This window comes from Chryseobacterium sp. c4a, from assembly GCF_009900745.1.
In the GTDB taxonomy this organism is placed as follows: domain Bacteria; phylum Bacteroidota; class Bacteroidia; order Flavobacteriales; family Weeksellaceae; genus Chryseobacterium.
This window is the reverse complement of the sequence record NZ_WXVU01000005.1, coordinates 136,620-156,090: the sequence shown is the minus strand read 5'-3', so window position 1 is coordinate 156,090 and position 19,471 is coordinate 136,620. Positions and strand designations below refer to the sequence as shown.

The window sequence follows — 19,471 nt, the reverse complement described above, 5'->3', positions numbered from 1 at the left end:
GATCAAAAACATTGTAGTTATCGGAGCTGGAACCATGGGAAATGGTATTGCACATACGTTCGCACAAAGCGGTTTTAAAGTAAATCTTGTAGATGTATCTCAGGAAGCTTTAGACAGAGGATTGAAAACCATTACTACGAACCTTGACAGAATCATTGCAAAAGGAAACCTTACAGAAGAACAAAAAGCTGAAACGTTAGGAAACATTACTACTTTTACAGCCCTTAATGATGCTGTAGGAACGGCTGATCTTATTGTAGAAGCTGCTACTGAGAATCTTGACCTAAAATTAAAGATCTTCGGTCAGATGGATGAGCTTGCTCCTGCCGATTGTATCCTTGCTACCAATACTTCATCTATTTCTATTACAAAAATTGCAGCGGCTACAAAAAGAGCTGAAAAAGTAATCGGAATGCACTTTATGAACCCGGTTCCTATCATGAAACTGGTAGAGATCATTAAAGGATATTCTACTTCTAAAGGGACTTTTGATGCTGTTTATGAAATGAGTAAAACATTAGGGAAAGTTCCTGTAGAAGTGAACGATTATCCTGGATTTGTAGCCAATAGAATCTTAATGCCAATGATCAACGAATCTATTGAAACACTTTATAATGGTGTTGCAGGTGTAGAAGAAATTGATACGGTAATGAAATTAGGTATGGCTCACCCGATGGGGCCACTTCAATTGGCAGACTTCATTGGTCTTGATGTATGCCTTGCTATTTTGAACGTGATGTATGACGGATTCAAGAATCCTAAATACGCTCCAAATCCTTTACTTGTAAACATGGTAATGGCTGGAAAACTGGGCGTAAAATCAGGAGAAGGCTTCTATGATTATTCTGAAAGTAAAAAAGCTGAAAAAGTTTCAAAAATGTTTTTGAACTCAATTTAAGTCAATAATTTTATTTATCTTTGAGTAAAGTTAAAACATTAAAAAAATGAAATTACCTAAGTTTTTATTAGCAGATAATTCGGAATTTCCAGAAGATCTATTCGTAGTCCACACAGAATATCCAAGATTTATCCTAAACGTTGAAGAAGAGGAAGTTGAGTGGTTAGATGATCTTGAAGGAGACGATGAGGAGACGATGGCGGACGAAGCTACAAAAGTGGTAGAAGCAGCATTCAAATGGTGCGACGAGGAGTTGGCTAAGTACGACGAAGAAGAGGAAGATTAATTACTATCTAAATCATAAAAAAGGAACTCAAATTGAGTTCCTTTTTCTTTTTTATTCTGATTTATTGAATTTCAATAATAAAAGATTGTCTTTATAAAGCTCCAACGTATTTCCGGAAATAACATATTTATTAGCTTTTCCCATCATATCCATAAAGTTCTGCTCTACTCCGATGTTATTACACATCATCTTTGTAGATCCCATTTGACCGGCAGAAAAACCTCCTGTAGAAGGATCTATAGTAGCAGCTCCAAAATAGTTGTTACATCCCGCATTTCCACTGATTTTTTCTCCTTCAATATTTAATGTTGGGATTTTACCTTTTACATTATCTGCTAATGTCCATTTTGTATTGGCAAGCGCTGGCTGGGCTTTTCCTACTTTAGAAGCAGACGGGCTTGTCATGGTTCCACATGATACCAATACTGCTGCTGTACATATACTTAAAAAAAGATTTTTCATTTTTTACTATTTGAATTAACCCAAATTTACGGATTTTATATTATTTAAACGGACTGCAGCCAATTTTATTATTCTTTAACAATTGATATTTTGGTTTATTTTAAACACGAGGATCACAAATAATTTCACAAATACAGCTACTGTCATTGAGAGCGAAATGAAGCAATCTCACCTTTGAAATACCACTTGATAGGTTAAAAGTTGGAAATCGCAGAGGCGCAAGGCAATCTATAATTCTGCTGTTTTTAAGGCGCAAAGATTTTATCTACGATAAAATTGTATGTAGCTAAAATATGCTTTTATAATTGCCACGAATGCACGAATTATTATATTTAACTATAAAACCTATACTTAACAGTTGATATTTTGGTTTGTTTTAAACATGAGGATCACAAATAAATTCACAAATACAACTACTGTCATTAAGAGCGAAATGAAGCAATCTCACCTTTGAAATGCCACGCGATAGGTTAAAAGTTGGAAATCGCAAAGGCACAAGGCAATCTATAATTCTGCTGTTTTTAAGGCGCAAAGATTTTATCTCTGATAAAATTTTATGCTATTGAAATGTGCTTTTATAATGGTCACAAATGCACAAATAATATATTAATGTAGAAAATCTATGTATCTATGTGGTTAAATAAAAAAGATTAATTCTACCACATAGGTATATAGAATATTGTAACAGAGATATCATTTGAAAGCATATTCTTTGCTGAGAATCCTGGATTCTCTTGCGTCTTAAAAACAACTAGTATGATAACTGCTTGCGCCTTTGCGCTTTCCAACCTAAATATGTACTCTCAATTTTTACTGATGGCGCAGATTTCTTAAAGCACGATAAGCTCTAACAATACCTTTGTCATTCCGTAGGAATCTAGATTTCAATTGTATCTATCAAGTGTGTTGAGACTCCTACGGAGTGACAAACTTGTGGTCATATTTATTCTTCACCTCCAATCCATTAAATCCCCTATTAAAAAAAACGGGCTTTAAAAAGCCCGTTTTTATATATTTCTGTAATCTTTTAAATTAAGATCTTAACTCTGCGTTGAATTCTTTCTGGAAAGATTTAATTAAGGAATCCATTACTTCTGTGATCTCCTTTTCTTCCAGTGTTTTTTCTTCGTTTAACAGCTCGAAGCTCATGGCATAAGACTTCTTACCTTCCGGAAGATTTTTCCCTTCATACACATCGAATAGGTTGATGCTCTTAATGAAAGGAGATTTATTTTTCTTCGCCGTCTGATATAAATCCTGATAGTTAATCGTTTTATCAATTAATAAAGCTAAGTCTCTTCTGATTTTATTGAATTTCGGGATATCCTTAAACTTCAATTCATTTTTAGAGCGTAATTCCTGTGCTAATTCAAGTTCGATTTCAGCATAGAAACAATCCTGATCGATATCAAAGTCTTTCAATAATGCCGGAGCTACTTTCCCGATTCTTACTAAAACTTTACCTTCTGCTTCATAAGCCAAAGCATCAGAGAATCTTTCATCGGATAAAGCTACTTCTTTATAGTTTGCTCCTAATCTTTCTAATAAAACCTTTACATAAGCTTTAAGGTTATAGAAACTTACTGTAGACTTAGGCTGTAACCAGTTTTCTGCAACATCTCTACCGGAAACAATCATTGCTAATTGCTTTCTTTCTTCGTACTTCTCTCTTTTGTGGTAGATCTTTCCTAATTCAAAAAACTTAATATCTTCATTCTTTCTGTTGATATTATAAACAGTATTCTGAAGAAGTCCTTCCAATAGAGATTTTCTCATGAATGCAAGATCACCACTTAAAGGATTTAAGAGTTTTACAGCATCCGTTTCATCTTTTACAGAAGTTAATGAGTTGTTCATTACTTCATTGAAACCAAGGCTTTGTAAAGTTCTTGCCCAACTGTTTTCCAATTCGTCCTGATCATTAGCACTTAGCTTAACCGGTGTAAATGAAATTTTTTGTGGAGCATCAATCTTATTATATCCGTAGATTCTTAAAATCTCTTCAATAACGTCGATTTCTCTTGTTACATCTGCTCTGTAAGCAGGAACAGAGATTTCAAAACCGTTAGGGATTTCATTTAAAACCTGAATTTCTAATGCTTTCAGGATTTCTTTTACTTTTTCTCTGTGAATTTTAGTTCCTAAAATCTGTTCAATTTTAGAGAATCTTAAAATCACATAGTTATCTTCAATTTTCTTAGGATATTCTTCTAAAAGCTCTCCTGTTAATTTTCCTTCAGCAATTTCCTGAATTAATTTAATAGCATGAGTAATCGCTGTTCTTGTAAGGTTCGGATCTACTCCTCTTTCGAATCTGAAAGAAGCATCAGTATTTAAATTATGAAGCTTAGCTCCTTTTCTTACGGCTATAGGATTGAAGTATGCACTTTCAAGGAATACAGTTTTTGTAGTTTCAGAAACTCCTGAATTTTCACCACCAAACACTCCGGCAATACACATTGGTGTATCTTTACCATCTTTGATCATGATTTCAGTACCGTTCAGTGTTCTTTCTACTCCATCCAGAGTTTTAAATTTTGTTCCAGGTTTTACCACTCCTACTTTCACTTTTTTGTCTGCGATTTTATCTGCATCAAATGCGTGAAGAGGCTGTCCATATCCATGAAGAATATAGTTGGTAATATCTACAATATTATTGATAGGACTTAGTCCGATTGCTTTTAATCTGTCTTTTAACCAGCTTGGAGATTCTGCTACTTTTACATCTTCAATCACCGCCCCGATATATCTTGGACAAAGTTCTGCATCTTCAATTTCTAGTTTGAAATCGTGAGAACCTTCATTATTTAAAGCTTCAGAAGCTACTTTATTAAATTGAGACTTCTGCTGGTTCGTAGAAAGAAATGCATGAAGATCTCTTGCCACTCCATAGTGCGACATTGCGTCTGTTCTGTTTGGTGTTAACCCAATTTCAAGAACCTCATCATTTGTCAACTCAAAATAGTCTGCAAAAATCTTTCCTACTTCATATTTGGCTTCGTCTAAAACCATAATTCCGCCGTGATCTTCGCTAAGGCCAAGTTCATCTTCTGCACAGATCATTCCCTGAGAAACCTCTCCTCTGATTTTTGCTTCTTTAATTTCAAAAAAGTTTCCGGTCTTATCATAGATTTTTGTTCCGACAACGGCTACAGGAACAGTTTGTCCTGCATCTACATTGGGAGCACCACAAACGATATTCAGTACCTTCCCGTTTCCAACGTCTACAGTTGTCTTCTTCAGTTTATCAGCATTCGGATGCTTTTCGCAGGTTAACACTTTACCTACAACAATTCCTTCCAGACTGCCTTTTACACTTTCGAATTTATCTATCCCTTCAACCTCAAGACCTATATCTGTAAGGAATTCACCGATTCTTTCAGTTTTCAATTCCGTTTTTACAAAGTCTTTCAGCCAGTTGTTTGATATTTTCATTTGCTTATCTATCTACTTGTTTAATTCGTCAAACGAAACGTGAGGTTTCATCTGCACTATTTTTGAAACTTTCATTTGAAATTCCGTTCAATGATTGAGTCGGTTTTTCGCGGTACAAATGTCGTGTTTTTTTGAGAAATACAGAAATTTCAGAACGATTTTAAGAGAATTAATTTTCATTTATTTTTCTTCAGAAGGCTGAATTAATCAATACACACTCTGTTTCTCCGTAAAATTTTAAGAGCCTATTTAAAATAGCTAAGCTGATGGTTTCAAAACTTTCTTTAAACTATCGGAAAATAAAACCAGTCCGCCAGCCATCATAATAATGTCTTTTAAAACAAGACGTCCTGCTCCTGAAAGATAAGGAAATCCGTATTGAGGTGTCGGATAATCGCCACCAAGATTAGGTACGTACACTTCGGGAGTGGTCACCAGAAAAGACAAGGTAACCAATGACATAAGAAAAGTTAAAGCCCCACCTACTGCTCCGATTTTAGGAAACCAAATTCCCAATAATACCGAAATTCCTATCACAATAATCATCGTTCCAAGCCCGTAAGAAAAGATATACGTTCCGTTTTCTGTCTGCCAATCAATATTCTTCTTAACAACTTTTCCTTCAGGGTTTTTATAGAGTGTATATTCTGAAACCAGCTTTTGATCTTCATTCAATACTTTATTTCCAGCATTTTTATAGAAAAAGCTCATAAGAGGACTATTGGCAACAAAAGGAACAATTCCGTCAGCTTCATATTGAAAGGCCTTCAACCCGCCAATCCAGGCCATAACCACAAATATTGATATTCTCAGAAAATTCAAGGAATAAACATCTAGTCTTACTAAACGATTGTATACATTACTGTTTTGCATATGATTTACTTTTTTAACAAAGGTATTCACAAGCCTACAGCCTGAACATAGATATTTCAGGACATTACATGGACATTTTTGCCACTACAGAAATCCCTACTTTTTCCCGATATTGTTTCGGAGAACTGCCAACTGATTTTTTGAAATACCTGCTGAAATAAAATTCATCCTCAAATCCCAGTTCTGAAGCAATTTCTTTAATAGAACGATAGGTTAAATGAAGTAGTTTTTTAGACTCCAGAATGATTCTCTCATTAATCAGCTGGGTAGGTGTTTTAGCAAACTCTTTTTTGATAAGCTTACTCAAAGTGTTATTGGTAATACTAAGTTTATCACTATAAAATGAAAGTTCTTTTTCTTTTTTAAAATTCTCTTCCAGTAGTTTTTGAAATTCTACAGCATTTTTGTTAGGCAATTTTTCGTTGAGTGCCGGGTTATTTTCAATCCCACTTTTCTGTTTGCTGCAGATGGCTAAAATCAACTGAATGTATGTTTTAATGATAGATTGTGAAAACTGGTGATTTTCTGCTGCTTCTTTTTTTATATGATTAAAAAGTTCCAGAATGTATTCATAGTTCTCTTTTGAAAGTTCTATACCGGGATCCAGATAGATATTATTGAAAAGAAGGCCATTGCAAGCTACTTCATCCTTATGATATTCAATACAATAATAATCTCCATGAAAAAGAAGGACATTAACAGGTTCTTCTGAATCAGAAGATAATTTCAGTTTCTGATAAGGTGAAAGAAACAGAATACTATAACCATGATAAGGATAATTGATCCCATCCACGGAAAACACTCCTGCTCCTTTCCATATCATTACAGTATAGTTTTCCGTAGTAAATTCTGAAAGAAAATCTGAAGACGGGTAAGATTGTATTTTTACTTCCATAATGAGAGTTGTAGCACCATACAAAGAACCTTATTATTTTTCTGAAAACCTTTACTCTATGTTTATTTAGTACTCTTTTGAATATGTCTTTTTCTCTGTCAGATACTCGGTTTTAGATCCATTACCTGTTCTGAAAAAGGTTTTTACAGTCTCCCTGTACTTATCATTTTCTACTCTAGGAAGATAGCATACAAAATGTAAATGGGGGCCTTTACTCCATCCTGTATTTCCACTAAATCCAATAACGTCTCCTTTTCTTACCTGATCTCCAATATTCACTTTAACTCCATTTTGTTTTAAATGATAATATTGAGCAAATGTTCCGTCCGGATGCAAAATAGTGATATAATTTGCTTGTTCTATACAGTTTCTGGTTGCACACCCTTTATTATTTGTATTGATAAAATCTGTCACAACTCCTTCTCTTGCAGCAACGACCTCAGTGCCTTCCGGCATGTTAAAGTCCAAAGAATTTTCATTCTGATGCGAAAAACTGCCATTGTAGCCCTGATAAATACTAAAAGACTTCCCTTTTTTAAAAGGAAGATCATATTTATATTCTTTATCATAGTTTATTAAGGAAACATCTCCTACATACATCATATAGTCAGGTAACTTTTTTACTCGCCATCCTTTTGTTCTATCATCAATAACGAAATAGGCAATTTTATTCTTTGATGATTGGGCGGGTATTACCTGTGTTGCTTTAAAGGTTTCTGGAGTTCTCATATTTTCCACTTCTGGAAGTCCTGAAAATACTAAAGACATAGGATAAACTTCCTTATTATCGATATAAAGGCTTAGTGTATCTCCTTTTTTCTCATGATATACTTTGATGTTTTTTTGGGAAAATAAAATAGCAGATTGCAATACTACTGCCAGTAGAAGTATTTTTTTCATGGTACGTTTTTATGATATAAAAAAGAGGTTTTGAAAGACAAAACCTCTTATATTTTTATTTTAATATTACAATCCGATTACCGGCATTGATAACATTAAGATGTTTTCGTTTTCTTCAAGACCATCCAGTGGCTCGATGATTCCCGGTCTGTTAGGTTGAGACATTTTCATGGTAATATCATCAGATCCCAGGATTGTTAACATTTCTGTTAAGAATTTAGAACTGAATCCGATATTGATATCTTCTCCGTTATAGTCACAAGGGATCTGCATATCTGCTTTGTTTGCATATTCAGTATCTTCTGCATGAAGGTGAAGAATATTTCCTGAAAGCTTAAATCTTACCTGGTTGGTTGATTTATTAGACATGATAGATGCTCTCTTGATAGCTCCTAACAGAAGGTTTCTGTTGATTGTTAATACATTCGGGTTTTCTTTAGGAATTACCGCTGTATAGTTTGGATATTTACCGTCGATCAGTCTACAGATCCAGACATGTTTACCAAAAGTAAATTTAGCCATATTCTCATTGAAGTCGATTTTCACGTCTTCATTAGAACTTGCCAGAATATTTTTGAAGATATTCAAAGGCTTTTTAGGCATGATAAACTCCATTGGTTCAGCATTCATCAGATCTGCTCTTTTGTAAACAACAAGTCTGTGAGAGTCTGTAGAAACGAAATTGGTTTCATTTTCTCCAAACTGAAATAATACTCCTGTCATTACCGGACGAAGAGAGTCGTTACTGGTGGCAAATAATGTATTGGTTAAAGCTTCAGACAAAACTCCAGCCGGCATTACAACGCTTTGAGAAGCATCGAATTCTGGCAATTCAGGATAGTCATCAGCATTATCTAATGCTACTGCGAAATTATCTTTTTCATCTAAAATCTCAAGCTGGCTTCCAGTTCCTTCCGCATTGTCCTTTACAACAAATGTTAAAGGCTGTTCTCCATATGTCTTGATAAAATCTTGAAAAATTTTAGCAGGAACAGCAAATTTACCTGAATCATCAGACTTTACTTCCAAAGAAGTTACAAGAGTTGTCTCGCCGTCAGATGCTGTAATGGTAACATTATTTCCGTCTAATTCAAAAAGATAGTTTTCTAAAATCGGTCTCGATTGAGAGCTTGATATTACGCCACTTACAGTTTGCAACGCCTTCTGCAGTTCACCACTTGAAATAATAAATTTCATAGATTTATAAAATAAGTTTCTACAAATATAATAAATACATACAACAAAGAAAAGAATATTCCCGACGAGTTTTTAACAAAGATCGTCAATGGGGTTTCAGACCCGATATTACGTTCTGGTTTCCATAGCGGTATATTTTTGTATCAAAATATTGGCCGCTGAATATATTTTAATCTTAATAATCCAAATATAACAGATTAGCGGCAACAATCAAAATACAAAAGCTATCTTTGTTGAAATAAAGTAAAAAAACATGCAAAAACCTCCACTTCATAAAAGTTTTCTGAATGCTTTCCGGGGTGTTTTTGTCATGATAAAAACGGAAAGAAACTTTCAGATTGAGCTTCTCGCTTTCTTCATTAATCTGTTCCTTATTTTTTATTTAAAGCTTACTTCTACAGATGCAGCTCTTATTCTTTTGGCTTCTGTAGCCGTTTTGAGTGCTGAAATTTTCAACACAGCCATCGAAAAGATATGTGATGTCATTCAACCTGATTTTGATCAAAGAATCGGTTTTATCAAGGACATTTCAGCCGGTGCCGTTGTACTCATAGCCATCGCTTCTGCGATTATTGGGGTTCTTGTATATTGGAAGTATGTTTTTTAACTACCCCGTCAAATCTTTGATTTGACACCCCTCCGGAGGAGGGGAATGTCACATCTTCAATTCAAATGTTTATAAAGGCCGGCATCTTAGTTTTTTAAGTTTTATTTCACAGCAATCAAAATATCTACTTCTGCATCGGAAGGATTTTGTGCTTTTTCACCATACATTTCAAAATCAGCAGTAAAGATTCTATCCAGATCCATGTTCCAGATTTTAAACCATTCATTGATCACCAGATCTTCTGCAAGATTTCCTTTTGTTGTAAATTTTACATAATCTCCCCCATCAAAAGACTTCCCGATCATTCCTTCCGGAATATGATCAAGACTTTCTACCTTGCATCCTAATAATGTAGTATAAGGTTTTGTATGATCCTTTTCATAATCTGTATAAATTGAATAAACCGTATTGTCTATTTTGCCAGGAATCTTGTTCAATACATCCTCCTTCATCAATTTCTCCCATAGTACCGGAATATCCTTTGCTGCCTGTTCATTTTCATTGGTTGTTCTTACGGCAATTCCGATTACTTTAAAAGGTTCAATTTTCACGTTGTTCATTTCTTGATTTTTTGTTGTAGGCCAAAGATAGGAAGGAGTTGTGACAACTGTTTGTCAGGAGAGATTTTTAATATTAATGATGATTGATAATTGATATTTTACAGGCTGGTCTTTATGTTTTGGCTAAAGCCATTGGATTGGGGATTAAAATATAAAACGGGCTAAAGCCCGTTTCTATTGATATTAATGTATTGATAATACACTACTTATTTTAATGTATAACAGAATCTCTACTTTTCTGTATCAGAAGAGGCACCTACATAAATAAACCCTTGGTTTCCAGATTTAAACATAGTTTCGATTCTTTTGTAATCATCTACTTCATATTCGTCCGCCTGAATGATTTCCGCTTCGGTCACCTCAAACAACATCCCTTCAACCTCATCATCACTATTTCCTGAGAATTCCAGGACTGGATGGTATTTTTGACCGCTTTTTCGTAGTACTTCAGGATCTGTAATTTCAAGCATTCCTAGTTTATATTGAGATAAGGTGTCTTTTTCACCTTGTAAAATTCGTCCGAATGTTTCGAGTTGAACCTGCTCTTTCTGTAAGGTTCCATAAGAAAATAAATAAGGCATTATAAATATTTTTCAATGATTGGAATTGCAATTTCGGCCATCATTCCGTAGCCTTTTTCATTAGGATGAACTCCGTCCGCAGAAAGCAGGATGTCTTTATCTTCTAACAGAGCTGAATGAAAATCAATATAGCTTAAAGAATACTCTTTTGCAATATTCTTCAGGATTTCGTTATAGACAAGCACTCCCTCGTTTGATCTGAGTTTCCCTGAGCCAACAACTACTCCATCTATATTTTTAGCAATAGGAAGGATGCTTACCAGGTAAATATCATTGGAGAATTTTTGAGCCTGCTGAACTGCTGTGATGATATTATGTTTAAATTGTTCAGGATTCACAATCTGTACTCCTTCTTTAATGGCAAGATCATTAGCTCCATAGCTGATGAAAACAAGATTTCCATCTACAGAATTTCTTGCATTTAACTCTACAGACATTCGCTTCAATAAGCCTTCTGTAGTTTCTCCACCTATTCCCAGGTTGAATAGAATCAGTTCATCACCATTTCCTTCATGAAATTTTTGCAAGGCATATCTCTTCAAAATATCTACCCAACCTCCAAAAACTCCGTCATATTCTCCATACGTTATACTGTCTCCAAAGAACAGTCCATACACTATTTTCTTCATTCAATTAATTCTTTTGCTTTTTTGATTTTTGCTCCTGATTTAAAGCTTTTCAAATATTCTTCAAAGTAAGATAAAATCTGCTGAATCTGGCTAATCTGCAAGGGATTTTTAATATAAAATTATATTGAAAGTATTATTTTGAACCACTAAGATTTTTTAAATGATTAAGAAGAGTTAAGAAAACAACTAAGCTATTTTGTATAAGCAGCATTACTAAATTCATCTTTGGTGAAGCTTAATTTACCTTAAAGTCTTCATTTTTCTTAATGGTTTAATTTTATTTGACGCAAAGTTTTTATTTTCTGAGTGCTTTATTTTAGGGAGCTAAGAAGGAATCAACAAGTTGATTGGATGAAGCTGGCTGGTAAACTTTGAAAACAGATGAATATTCCTATTTTAAAATGCCTACTCATTACTCATCAATCTAACTTTAGGGTAATATTCTTGTGTGATTCGATAATTTCTATCAGAATTTCAAATAACGTTTGTCCTTTTCCTTCTGTTAAATCATTTAGTTTTTGCCGGATGAGTTCTATGTTGAAAGGTTTTCCTTGTCTGATTTTGTTTTCGTAGAATTTTTGGGTGGCTTTAAATCCTAAATCATCTTTTGATTTTTGTGATTCTTTCCAAACGATTTCAATCTCCTCTTTGCTTTCAAAGACTCCGAAACCACCGTACAGAATATCATCAAAACCATCTAACGTTCCTACTTTCCAATCTGTATCTTTCATTAAAACTTTAGAAACTTCTTCGTAGAAACCGTCTAAAGACGAAAAATGACCGCCATGGATGACGATCATTTTTCTTGTATTGTTATTTGAAGTATTCAACACCGTTTTTGAATATGTTGTGATAATTCGCGGTTGGTATGTTTCTCATGAGACCTTCCGTAAATCTTTCCGGGTGTCCCATTCTTCCGTAGATCTTTCCACATGGGCTGGTAACTCCTTCAATTCCGAATAATGAATTGTTTGGGTTAAACGGCATTCCGTGGGCAATGTTTCCATCGAAATCGATGTACTGTGTTGCGATCTGTCCGTTTTCATATAACTTCTTGATTTCTTCTTCTGAAGCCATAAAACGTCCTTCTCCGTGAGAAATCGGAATGGTGAAGGTTTGACCTTTCATTCCTTTTAACCATGGACTTTCATCGTTCACTACTTTTACAGTAACCATCTGAGAAATGTGTCTTCTGATCGCATTGTGAGCCAATGTCGGAGAGTTTTCATCCAAATCTTTGATTCTTCCGTAAGGTAATAGCCCAGATTTAACTAGAGCCTGGAAACCGTTACAGATTCCAATGATCATCCCGTCTCTGTCTAATAATTCGTGAACTGCATTTCTCATTTTTTCGTTCTTTAAAACGTTGACAATGAATTTTGCAGAACCATCCGGCTCATCCCCTGCTGAGAAACCTCCTGAGAAAGCTAAGATCTGAGATGTTCTGATCTCTTCTACCCATGCATCAATACTTTCATCCAGTAATTGGTGGCTGATATTGATTAAAGGCAGACTGCTTACTACAGCACCTTCTTTCTGGAATGCATTTAAGGTATCATACTCACAGTTGGTTCCTGGGAATACCGGAGCAAATACTTTAGGCTGTGCAATTCCATGTTTTTTGATGATGATATTTCTTGGGTTGACTGAGTTTGATTTTTCATCAATTTCAACCGTCATCTTTTCTTTTTCTACTGTTGGGAAAAGGTTTTCGAATGTACCAGTGTAAGCAGCTTCGAGATTCGTGATGCGGGTTTCGAGATTGTTGATTTTTAAGATTCCTGAATCTTTTACTTCTCCGATTAACTGTAGAGATGCATTGCTTAGCTCTTCTTTAGCTTCGATGATTAAGCTACCGATATTTTTAGCTAATAAAGTATTTTCGTCAGCATTGATTTCAGCTCCCAATCTGTTTCCGAAACTCATTTTTGCCAATGCTACCGCTACTCCACCGTCTTTTACTGTTTTTACAGAAACAATTTTTCCTGATTTGATGTTTTCGAAGATGAATTCATAAATGTCTTTTAAAGCATCATAGTTTGGAAGGCCACTTTCCTGAGCAATGTGATTGAAGAAGTAAACTTTGTTTCCAACAGCTTTAAATTCCGGAGAAATGATATTCTGCTTGTCTCCGTTGGCACATGCAAAAGAAATCAATGTTGGTGGTACATTCAGATCCTGGTACGTTCCACTCATGGAATCTTTACCTCCAATTGCAGCTAAACCAAGGTTGATCTGTGCGTCATAAGCCCCTAAAAGAGAAGCTAACGGTTTACCCCATTTTTCAGGAGCCTGACCAAGCTTTTCAAAATATTCCTGGAAGCTTAATCTGATGTTTTTATAGTCACCTCCCATGGCAACAATCTTCGCTACACTTTCTACTACAGCGTAAGATGCTCCCAATAAAGAGTTTTGTTTTGAGATTTCAGCATCAAATCCCCAGCTCGCCAAGGAAACGGTTTTGATATCTTTTGCTCCTAAGATCGGCAGCGTCTGCACACTTCCTTCCATTAAGGTTTGTTGGTATTTTCCACCTAAAGGCATGGCAACAGTTGTTCCTCCTACGGAAGAGTCAAACATTTCCAATAGTCCTTTTTGGGAAGCTACGTTTTTATCTTTTAAGGTATTCAGGAAGTTTTCTTCGTTGAATGTCTTGGTTTCTGTTTTTACTTCTTCAAGGTGGTTGATTTTTACCTCCTGAGATTTTGAACATCCATTCGTATCAAGGAATGCTCTTGAAAGGTCAACAATTTTGTCTCCTTTCCAGAACATCTGCATTCTTCCTGAGTCTGTTACTTTTGCCACTTCTACCGCAACAATGTTTTCAGCTTCACAGAATTTGATGAACTTTTCTTTGTCTTTCGGATCAACTACAACCGCCATTCTTTCCTGAGATTCTGAAATAGCCAGTTCTGTTCCGTTTAGACCTTCGTATTTTAATGGTAATACATCAAGATTTACTTCTAAAGAGTCTGCAATTTCACCAATCGCTACTGAAACTCCACCTGCTCCAAAGTCGTTAGATTTTTTGATTAACCTTGTCAGTTCAGGGTTTCTGAAAAGTCTTTGGATTTTACGTTCTTCTACAGCATTTCCTTTCTGAACTTCAGAACTCATGGTGTGGATGGAAGTTTCGTCCTGTTCTTTTGAACTTCCGCTTGCTCCTCCTACTCCATCACGGCCTGTTGCGCCTCCTAAAATAATAATAGAATCACCATTTGCAGGTTTTTCACGTCTTACCCAATCTACAGGAACAGCTCCGGTAACGAAACCAACTTCCATTCTTTTGGCTTTGTATCCTTCATCATAGATTTCAGAAACCATTGTGGTAGCAAGACCAATCTGGTTACCGTAAGATGAATATCCGTTTGCAGCCTGTTTAGTGATTGTTTTTTGAGGTAATTTCCCTGGTAATGTTTTGTCTACTGATTCTAAAACGTCTGCAGCCCCTGTTAATCTCATTGCCTGGAATACGAATGATCTTCCGGATAAAGGGTCTCTGATCGCTCCTCCTAAACAAGTAGAAGCTCCTCCGAAAGGTTCAATTTCTGTTGGGTGATTGTGCGTTTCGTTTTTGAATAATAAATACCAAGGTTCTTTTTTCCCATCATATTCTGCTTCAATCTGGATGGTACATGCATTGATCTCATCAGAAATCACAAGGTTGTCCAGGTTTCCGGTTTTATGGAAATATTTACCGCATACTGTTGCTAAATCCATTAAGGAAATCGGCTTCAATTCGCGGCCTAAGAATTTTCTTTTTTCGATATAGTCATTGAAAATAGTATCCAATGTCTGTTTGAATTTTCCTTCAAACTGAATATCTGACAATTCTGTTTCAAAAGTCGTGTGACGACAGTGATCACTCCAGTAAGTGTCTAATACCTTCAGTTCCGTTTCTGTAGGGTTTCTTTCTTCAGTTTTAAAGTATTCCTGAATAAATTTCAAGTCATCTAGTCCTAATGCGAAACCATGATTGTTGTAAAAACTTTCCAGCTCAGCATCGTTGAAATTGATGAAATTTTCGTGGATAATTACTTTTGAAGGGGTTTCATCAGCAGGAATATCCAGTACAGATAAGTCTTTTTCCTGAGATTCTACTTTATTAATCAAAAGGTCTTTGATTTTCACCAAATCAGCTTCTGATACTCCTACAAACTCGATGAGTTTTCCACTTCTTACTTTTGATTTTTCATTTTCTGTTAATAAAGCGATACACTGTTGTGCAGAATCTGCTCTCTGATCGTACTGACCAGGCAGGAACTCCATTCCGAAGTGGATGCTTTTTGCAGGGTTTTCTGTATGTAAAATATCAGTTACCGGATCTACGAAAGTGTTATTTACTACTTTCTCGAATTCCCCGTTATTCAAATTGAAGATGTCATACACATTGTAGACTTTCACACTTTGAATTGCCGGAACTACAGCTTTTACTTCATCAAAAATTTTTGGACTTTCAACATCGAAAATTCCTCTTTTTTCTACGAAAATTCTTTTGTTATTAGACATTAGATGTCAGATTTTATTTAATATTAGATTTATTTTCAAATTTATTTCTTGCTATCTCTATTGAACGATTCAATTTTTCAAGCAAAATTCTTTCTGAAGGTAAGATAAGTAAATATTCTGCAATTTTTATATTATCTCCTTCGAGATTCATCAGTTCTATATGTTCGGAGTTTTTTCCGGAGCAAAGAATTAAACCAATCGGAGGGTTTTCACCCTCAACTTTTTCATATTTATTAAGGTATGAGAGATAAAGCTCCATCTGCCCTTTATGGCTGGCTTCAAATTCTCCTAATTTCAGTTCGATAACAACCAGAGATTTCAGTTTTCTATGATAGAAAAGCAAATCTATGTAATAATCTCTGTTATCAATCGTGATTCTCTTTTGTCTTGAAAGAAATGCAAAATCGCTTCCTAATTCAGAAATAAATTTTTGAAGTTCCACAATAATAGACTCTTCTAAATCTTTTTCGGAAAATGTGTCTTTCAATTCTAAAAAATCAAGGAAATAAGGGTCTTTAAAAACCAAATCAGGGTTTAAAATATTATTTTCAGACCAATTTTTAAGTTCTTTGTTAATAATTTGTTCGGGCTTTTTACTTATTGCAGTCCGTTCAAAAAGCAAAGAATTAATTTTTTCTTTCAAGGTTCTGACGCTCCAGTTCTCAATTTTACAAACTTCAAGATAAAAATTTCTCTTCGTATCCTGAGTAATAGGAATCAGAAGTAAAAAATGAGTCCATGATAATTGTCGCATCGCTGATGCGACAATCTCGAAATCATCAAAAACAGAAGCAAACTGCATCATTTTCCTGATATTCTTTTCAGAGAAAGAACTTCCAAATTCTACAGTAAGTTGTTGAGAGATATGTAAAATTATTTCTTTACCATACTCAGCTCTTTTATTTCCTAAAACATCTTCATTTATTCTTTGTCCGAGTTTCCAGTACAAAATCACCATCGCAGAGTTTACCTGAACTGCGACCTGACTTCTCGTCTTGTCAACCAGCTCTTTTAGATCGATAATTAATCGTTGGTAATCCTGATTCTGTAACATTATTAAAAAATTAGATATCTGATTTTAATATTAGATTTATTTTTCTTTTACTTTTATTTGAGTTCAGAGTACCAGTGTCAGATTATGATCATCTGTTCCATCCACATTGGCTTATTCTGGAGTACAAATTTACTCTTTTTCCTTTCTTTTTCCTCAATCTTTTTCTTATAATACCAATGCCAGATTATTATCTTTGGATCCATCATTATTGGATGCTTTTTTAGGGGCTCCCATCCATTCATCTTTATTCAATACCAATCTAAAGGAATAGGTTTTTCCTTTTTCAAATTTAGATACAGGAACTTCTAATTCATAGTGGTTTTTATCCTTTTGTATCATTTGATACTCTTTATTCTCAGAATCCCAGTCATTGAAACTTCCTGCTACAGATACTGTATGAAGAAGACTGGCATCTAAATTTGCAGGATGTGTATAGGAGAAAACCACGTTGTCCCCTTTCACCGTATATCCATATACCTCTTTTTTATCCGAAGTAGAAATAAGATCTTCTACTAAACTGCTGGTTCCGTTATAAAGTGTACCAAATGTATCAGCTCCTGTAACATTTACAATGATGCAGACTCCCAGATTCAACTCAGGAAATACAGTAAACAAGCTATTTATCCCGTAAGACCCACCATGTTTAAATCCTCTTTTACCTTGTTCGGTAATCAAATATTTGTCCCAGAAATATCCATACCAACCTTCTTTACTATTGTTAATGTTTCTTTGGGACTCCTGTACTATTTTATTTTTCGGATCGAGTTCTTCTTTTAAGAATTTCATCATATCTGCCATGGTAGATTCGGTTTTCGAGCCACCTGAACCCCATAAAAGGCTTGTTGAAACTGGCATCAGACGACCGTTTTCAAAATATCCATTGGCCTGAGCTTCATTTTTATCAAGTTCCAATTTGGTATGATTCATCCCGTTTTTTAAAAAGATGTTCTCTTTCAAAAGAGTTTCATAACTTTTTCCGTAAATATTTTCCAGCATAAGACCTGTCATTTCAAGGCTTAAATTGCTGTACTTATATTTTGTCCCTGGTTTCATATCTAGTTTTACAGTAGCCAGATCTTTTTTAAAGTCTTCCTTTGTATATCCATTGTTGAGCTTCTCATAAAGAAAAGGGGTCTCATCATTCATGTTTTTTCTGAGCTCATCATCAATAGGAAGGTTTCTAGGCAAAGCCGTTTCATAAGAAATCAAGTTTCGCACTTTGATAGGAGTTCCGTCATATTCTAAGTTTGGATATGAACCTTTCAGATATTTTCTTACATCATCATCAAGATTTACTTTCCCCTCCAGAACGGCCTGAGCTAATAACTGTCCTGTAAAAAGCTTAGTAATAGAAGCTATGGCGAAATAAGTATTATCGTTTGCTTTATTGCCTTTTCCTTTATCTATTTCACCAAAATGTTTGGTGTAGATTTTTCCATCTTTTATAACTCCAACAGAAACTGAGTATGCTTTAGATTCTGCGGCAACTTTCTGAGCTGCAGCATCTATGATTGAATACACTTTTTTATCACTTTGTGCATGGTTCTTTGCAAATGCCAAAGCAAAAATAAGTATGAATATATTTTTTCTCATTAAGTTTAATTCTGGTTATTCTTGAATTTATTCGGGTTATTAGAATGTTTTTTTTGATATTCTTCTGCCTGCTTGATTTCCTCTTTCAGCCATTTTTCGAAAGGAATCATTTTATCTTCATAATTTATGGTAAAAACCCTTTTCCCATCTTCTGAGACAAAAAACTTCAGGTCATCAAATGCTGCTAAGTTTGTTTTTTTATTATCATAGGTATTGACCTGATAATATGGAAAGTTTTCCTGTGGTCTTTCTACAATTTCAAAAAGAAGTTTTTTTTCATCCGCGGACATTTCATTATAGACATTCACATAATGAACTGCTGAGATTATTTTATTGTATTTTTCAAAGAATTGAAGAATATTCTTTTCTTTTTCACTGTATTGAAACGGATAGGAATAGTATTTTCCATCAAGATCAAGATCTTTGTCGGAATATTTTGTAAGGGGTTGAACAGTTTCTCCTTTTCTATTCATCACTCCCCAGATTCCGCCTACGATACTTTTATGCTCATCTTCTGTTTTTTCCCAGTCACAACCGTCACAGAATACAGCATGCCCATAATTAAAAGAGGAAACAAAATCATGTTTGGGTTGAATAACTATTGTTCCGTTCCTATCTGCAAAGCCTACTTTTCCATTTTTTACCAGTCTTCTCACTCCTTCTGAAAAGTAATCTGCTCCATTATCAAAAAAAAATGGGCTGTATAAAAATTTCCCTTTTTTATCATAAACAGATCCAAAACTATTCTTTTCAGATTCTTCATTTCTTTTGCCACCAAAGAAAAGAATTGTTTCATTCCCCATTCCTTCTTTTACCAGTTCTCCATCTTTAATTCCGGTATAATCTCTAAATTCTGCTGGTATGATAATTTTTCCAGCCTGATTTTTAACTCCAATTAAAGAATCTTTGGAAATAAAATACCTCAACACTTCTTTCTCCTGAGAAAAAGCAAGTGTAGGAATCAATAGAATGATTGAAAGAAGTTTATTCAT

Annotated in this window: 17 protein-coding genes; 3 read left to right on the top strand and 14 right to left on the bottom strand. The window is 34.8% G+C overall.

Annotation, left to right across the window (positions count from 1 at the left end; genetic code table 11):
- The first annotated feature begins 1 nt into the window (after position 1).
- Both GTR01_RS09425 and GTR01_RS09420 read left to right on the top strand, forming a co-directional pair.
- A complete protein-coding gene (locus tag GTR01_RS09425; protein WP_185155113.1) occupies positions 2–898 on the top strand; it encodes a 3-hydroxybutyryl-CoA dehydrogenase in 897 nt (298 codons plus the stop codon).
- 46 nt (positions 899–944) lie between these two features.
- Positions 945–1,184 carry a hypothetical protein gene (locus GTR01_RS09420; protein WP_002977986.1) on the top strand — a complete coding sequence of 80 codons (240 nt, stop codon included), beginning with the start codon at positions 945–947 and terminating at the stop codon, positions 1,182–1,184.
- Positions 1,185–1,235: 51 nt separating this feature from the next.
- Here GTR01_RS09420 and GTR01_RS09415 read toward each other — a convergent pair whose 3' ends face one another.
- The 6 genes from GTR01_RS09415 to dnaN all read right to left on the bottom strand — a co-directional run bounded on the left by GTR01_RS09415 (position 1,236) and on the right by dnaN (position 8,946).
- Positions 1,236–1,646, bottom strand: coding sequence for an META domain-containing protein (locus GTR01_RS09415; protein WP_160137588.1), 411 nt, complete (start codon positions 1,644–1,646; stop codon positions 1,236–1,238).
- Between the two features lie 1,032 nt (positions 1,647–2,678).
- On the bottom strand, positions 2,679–5,081 hold the full coding sequence (pheT, locus tag GTR01_RS09410; protein WP_160137587.1) for a phenylalanine--tRNA ligase subunit beta: 2,403 nt from the start codon (positions 5,079–5,081) through the stop codon (positions 2,679–2,681).
- 258 nt (positions 5,082–5,339) lie between these two features.
- Positions 5,340–5,954, bottom strand: coding sequence for a DUF417 family protein (locus tag GTR01_RS09405; RefSeq protein ID WP_160137586.1), 615 nt, complete (start codon positions 5,952–5,954; stop codon positions 5,340–5,342).
- A gap of 64 nt (positions 5,955–6,018) precedes the next feature.
- Complete coding sequence (locus GTR01_RS09400; RefSeq protein ID WP_160137585.1) at positions 6,019–6,849, bottom strand: AraC family transcriptional regulator; 831 nt, start codon at positions 6,847–6,849, stop codon at positions 6,019–6,021.
- A 66-nt stretch (positions 6,850–6,915) separates the two neighbouring features.
- Positions 6,916–7,749, bottom strand: coding sequence for a M23 family metallopeptidase (locus tag GTR01_RS09395; RefSeq protein ID WP_160137584.1), 834 nt, complete (start codon positions 7,747–7,749; stop codon positions 6,916–6,918).
- 66 nt (positions 7,750–7,815) lie between these two features.
- A complete protein-coding gene (gene dnaN, locus GTR01_RS09390; RefSeq protein ID WP_089735791.1) occupies positions 7,816–8,946 on the bottom strand; it encodes a DNA polymerase III subunit beta in 1,131 nt (376 codons plus the stop codon).
- Between the two features lie 253 nt (positions 8,947–9,199).
- Between dnaN and GTR01_RS09385 the strand changes: the two genes are divergently transcribed.
- Positions 9,200–9,553 carry a diacylglycerol kinase family protein gene (locus GTR01_RS09385; RefSeq protein ID WP_160137583.1) on the top strand — a complete coding sequence of 118 codons (354 nt, stop codon included), beginning with the start codon at positions 9,200–9,202 and terminating at the stop codon, positions 9,551–9,553.
- Positions 9,554–9,654: 101 nt separating this feature from the next.
- On the opposite strand, the gene GTR01_RS09380 is transcribed toward GTR01_RS09385, so the two are convergent.
- From GTR01_RS09380 to GTR01_RS09345, 8 genes are all read right to left on the bottom strand, one after another.
- Positions 9,655–10,113, bottom strand: coding sequence for a GyrI-like domain-containing protein (locus GTR01_RS09380; protein ID WP_160137582.1), 459 nt, complete (start codon positions 10,111–10,113; stop codon positions 9,655–9,657).
- Positions 10,114–10,343: 230 nt separating this feature from the next.
- The gene (locus tag GTR01_RS09375; protein ID WP_160137581.1) at positions 10,344–10,694 is read right to left on the bottom strand and encodes a gamma-glutamylcyclotransferase family protein; all 351 of its coding nucleotides are present in this window, start codon (positions 10,692–10,694) and stop codon (positions 10,344–10,346) included.
- Complete coding sequence (locus tag GTR01_RS09370; protein WP_160137580.1) at positions 10,694–11,323, bottom strand: SGNH/GDSL hydrolase family protein; 630 nt, start codon at positions 11,321–11,323, stop codon at positions 10,694–10,696. The genes GTR01_RS09375 and GTR01_RS09370 overlap by 1 nt, the downstream gene beginning before the upstream one ends.
- 419 nt (positions 11,324–11,742) lie before the next feature.
- Complete coding sequence (locus GTR01_RS09365) at positions 11,743–12,156, bottom strand: ribonuclease inhibitor (protein WP_160137579.1); 414 nt, start codon at positions 12,154–12,156, stop codon at positions 11,743–11,745.
- Positions 12,137–15,832, bottom strand: coding sequence for a phosphoribosylformylglycinamidine synthase (locus GTR01_RS09360; RefSeq protein WP_160137578.1), 3,696 nt, complete (start codon positions 15,830–15,832; stop codon positions 12,137–12,139). The genes GTR01_RS09365 and GTR01_RS09360 overlap by 20 nt, the downstream gene beginning before the upstream one ends.
- A gap of 13 nt (positions 15,833–15,845) precedes the next feature.
- Positions 15,846–16,886, bottom strand: coding sequence for a YhcG family protein (locus GTR01_RS09355; RefSeq protein ID WP_160137577.1), 1,041 nt, complete (start codon positions 16,884–16,886; stop codon positions 15,846–15,848).
- A 165-nt stretch (positions 16,887–17,051) separates the two neighbouring features.
- Positions 17,052–18,479, bottom strand: coding sequence for a serine hydrolase (locus GTR01_RS09350; RefSeq protein ID WP_160137576.1), 1,428 nt, complete (start codon positions 18,477–18,479; stop codon positions 17,052–17,054).
- 5 nt (positions 18,480–18,484) lie between these two features.
- The gene (locus tag GTR01_RS09345; RefSeq protein WP_160137575.1) at positions 18,485–19,471 is read right to left on the bottom strand and encodes a WG repeat-containing protein; all 987 of its coding nucleotides are present in this window, start codon (positions 19,469–19,471) and stop codon (positions 18,485–18,487) included.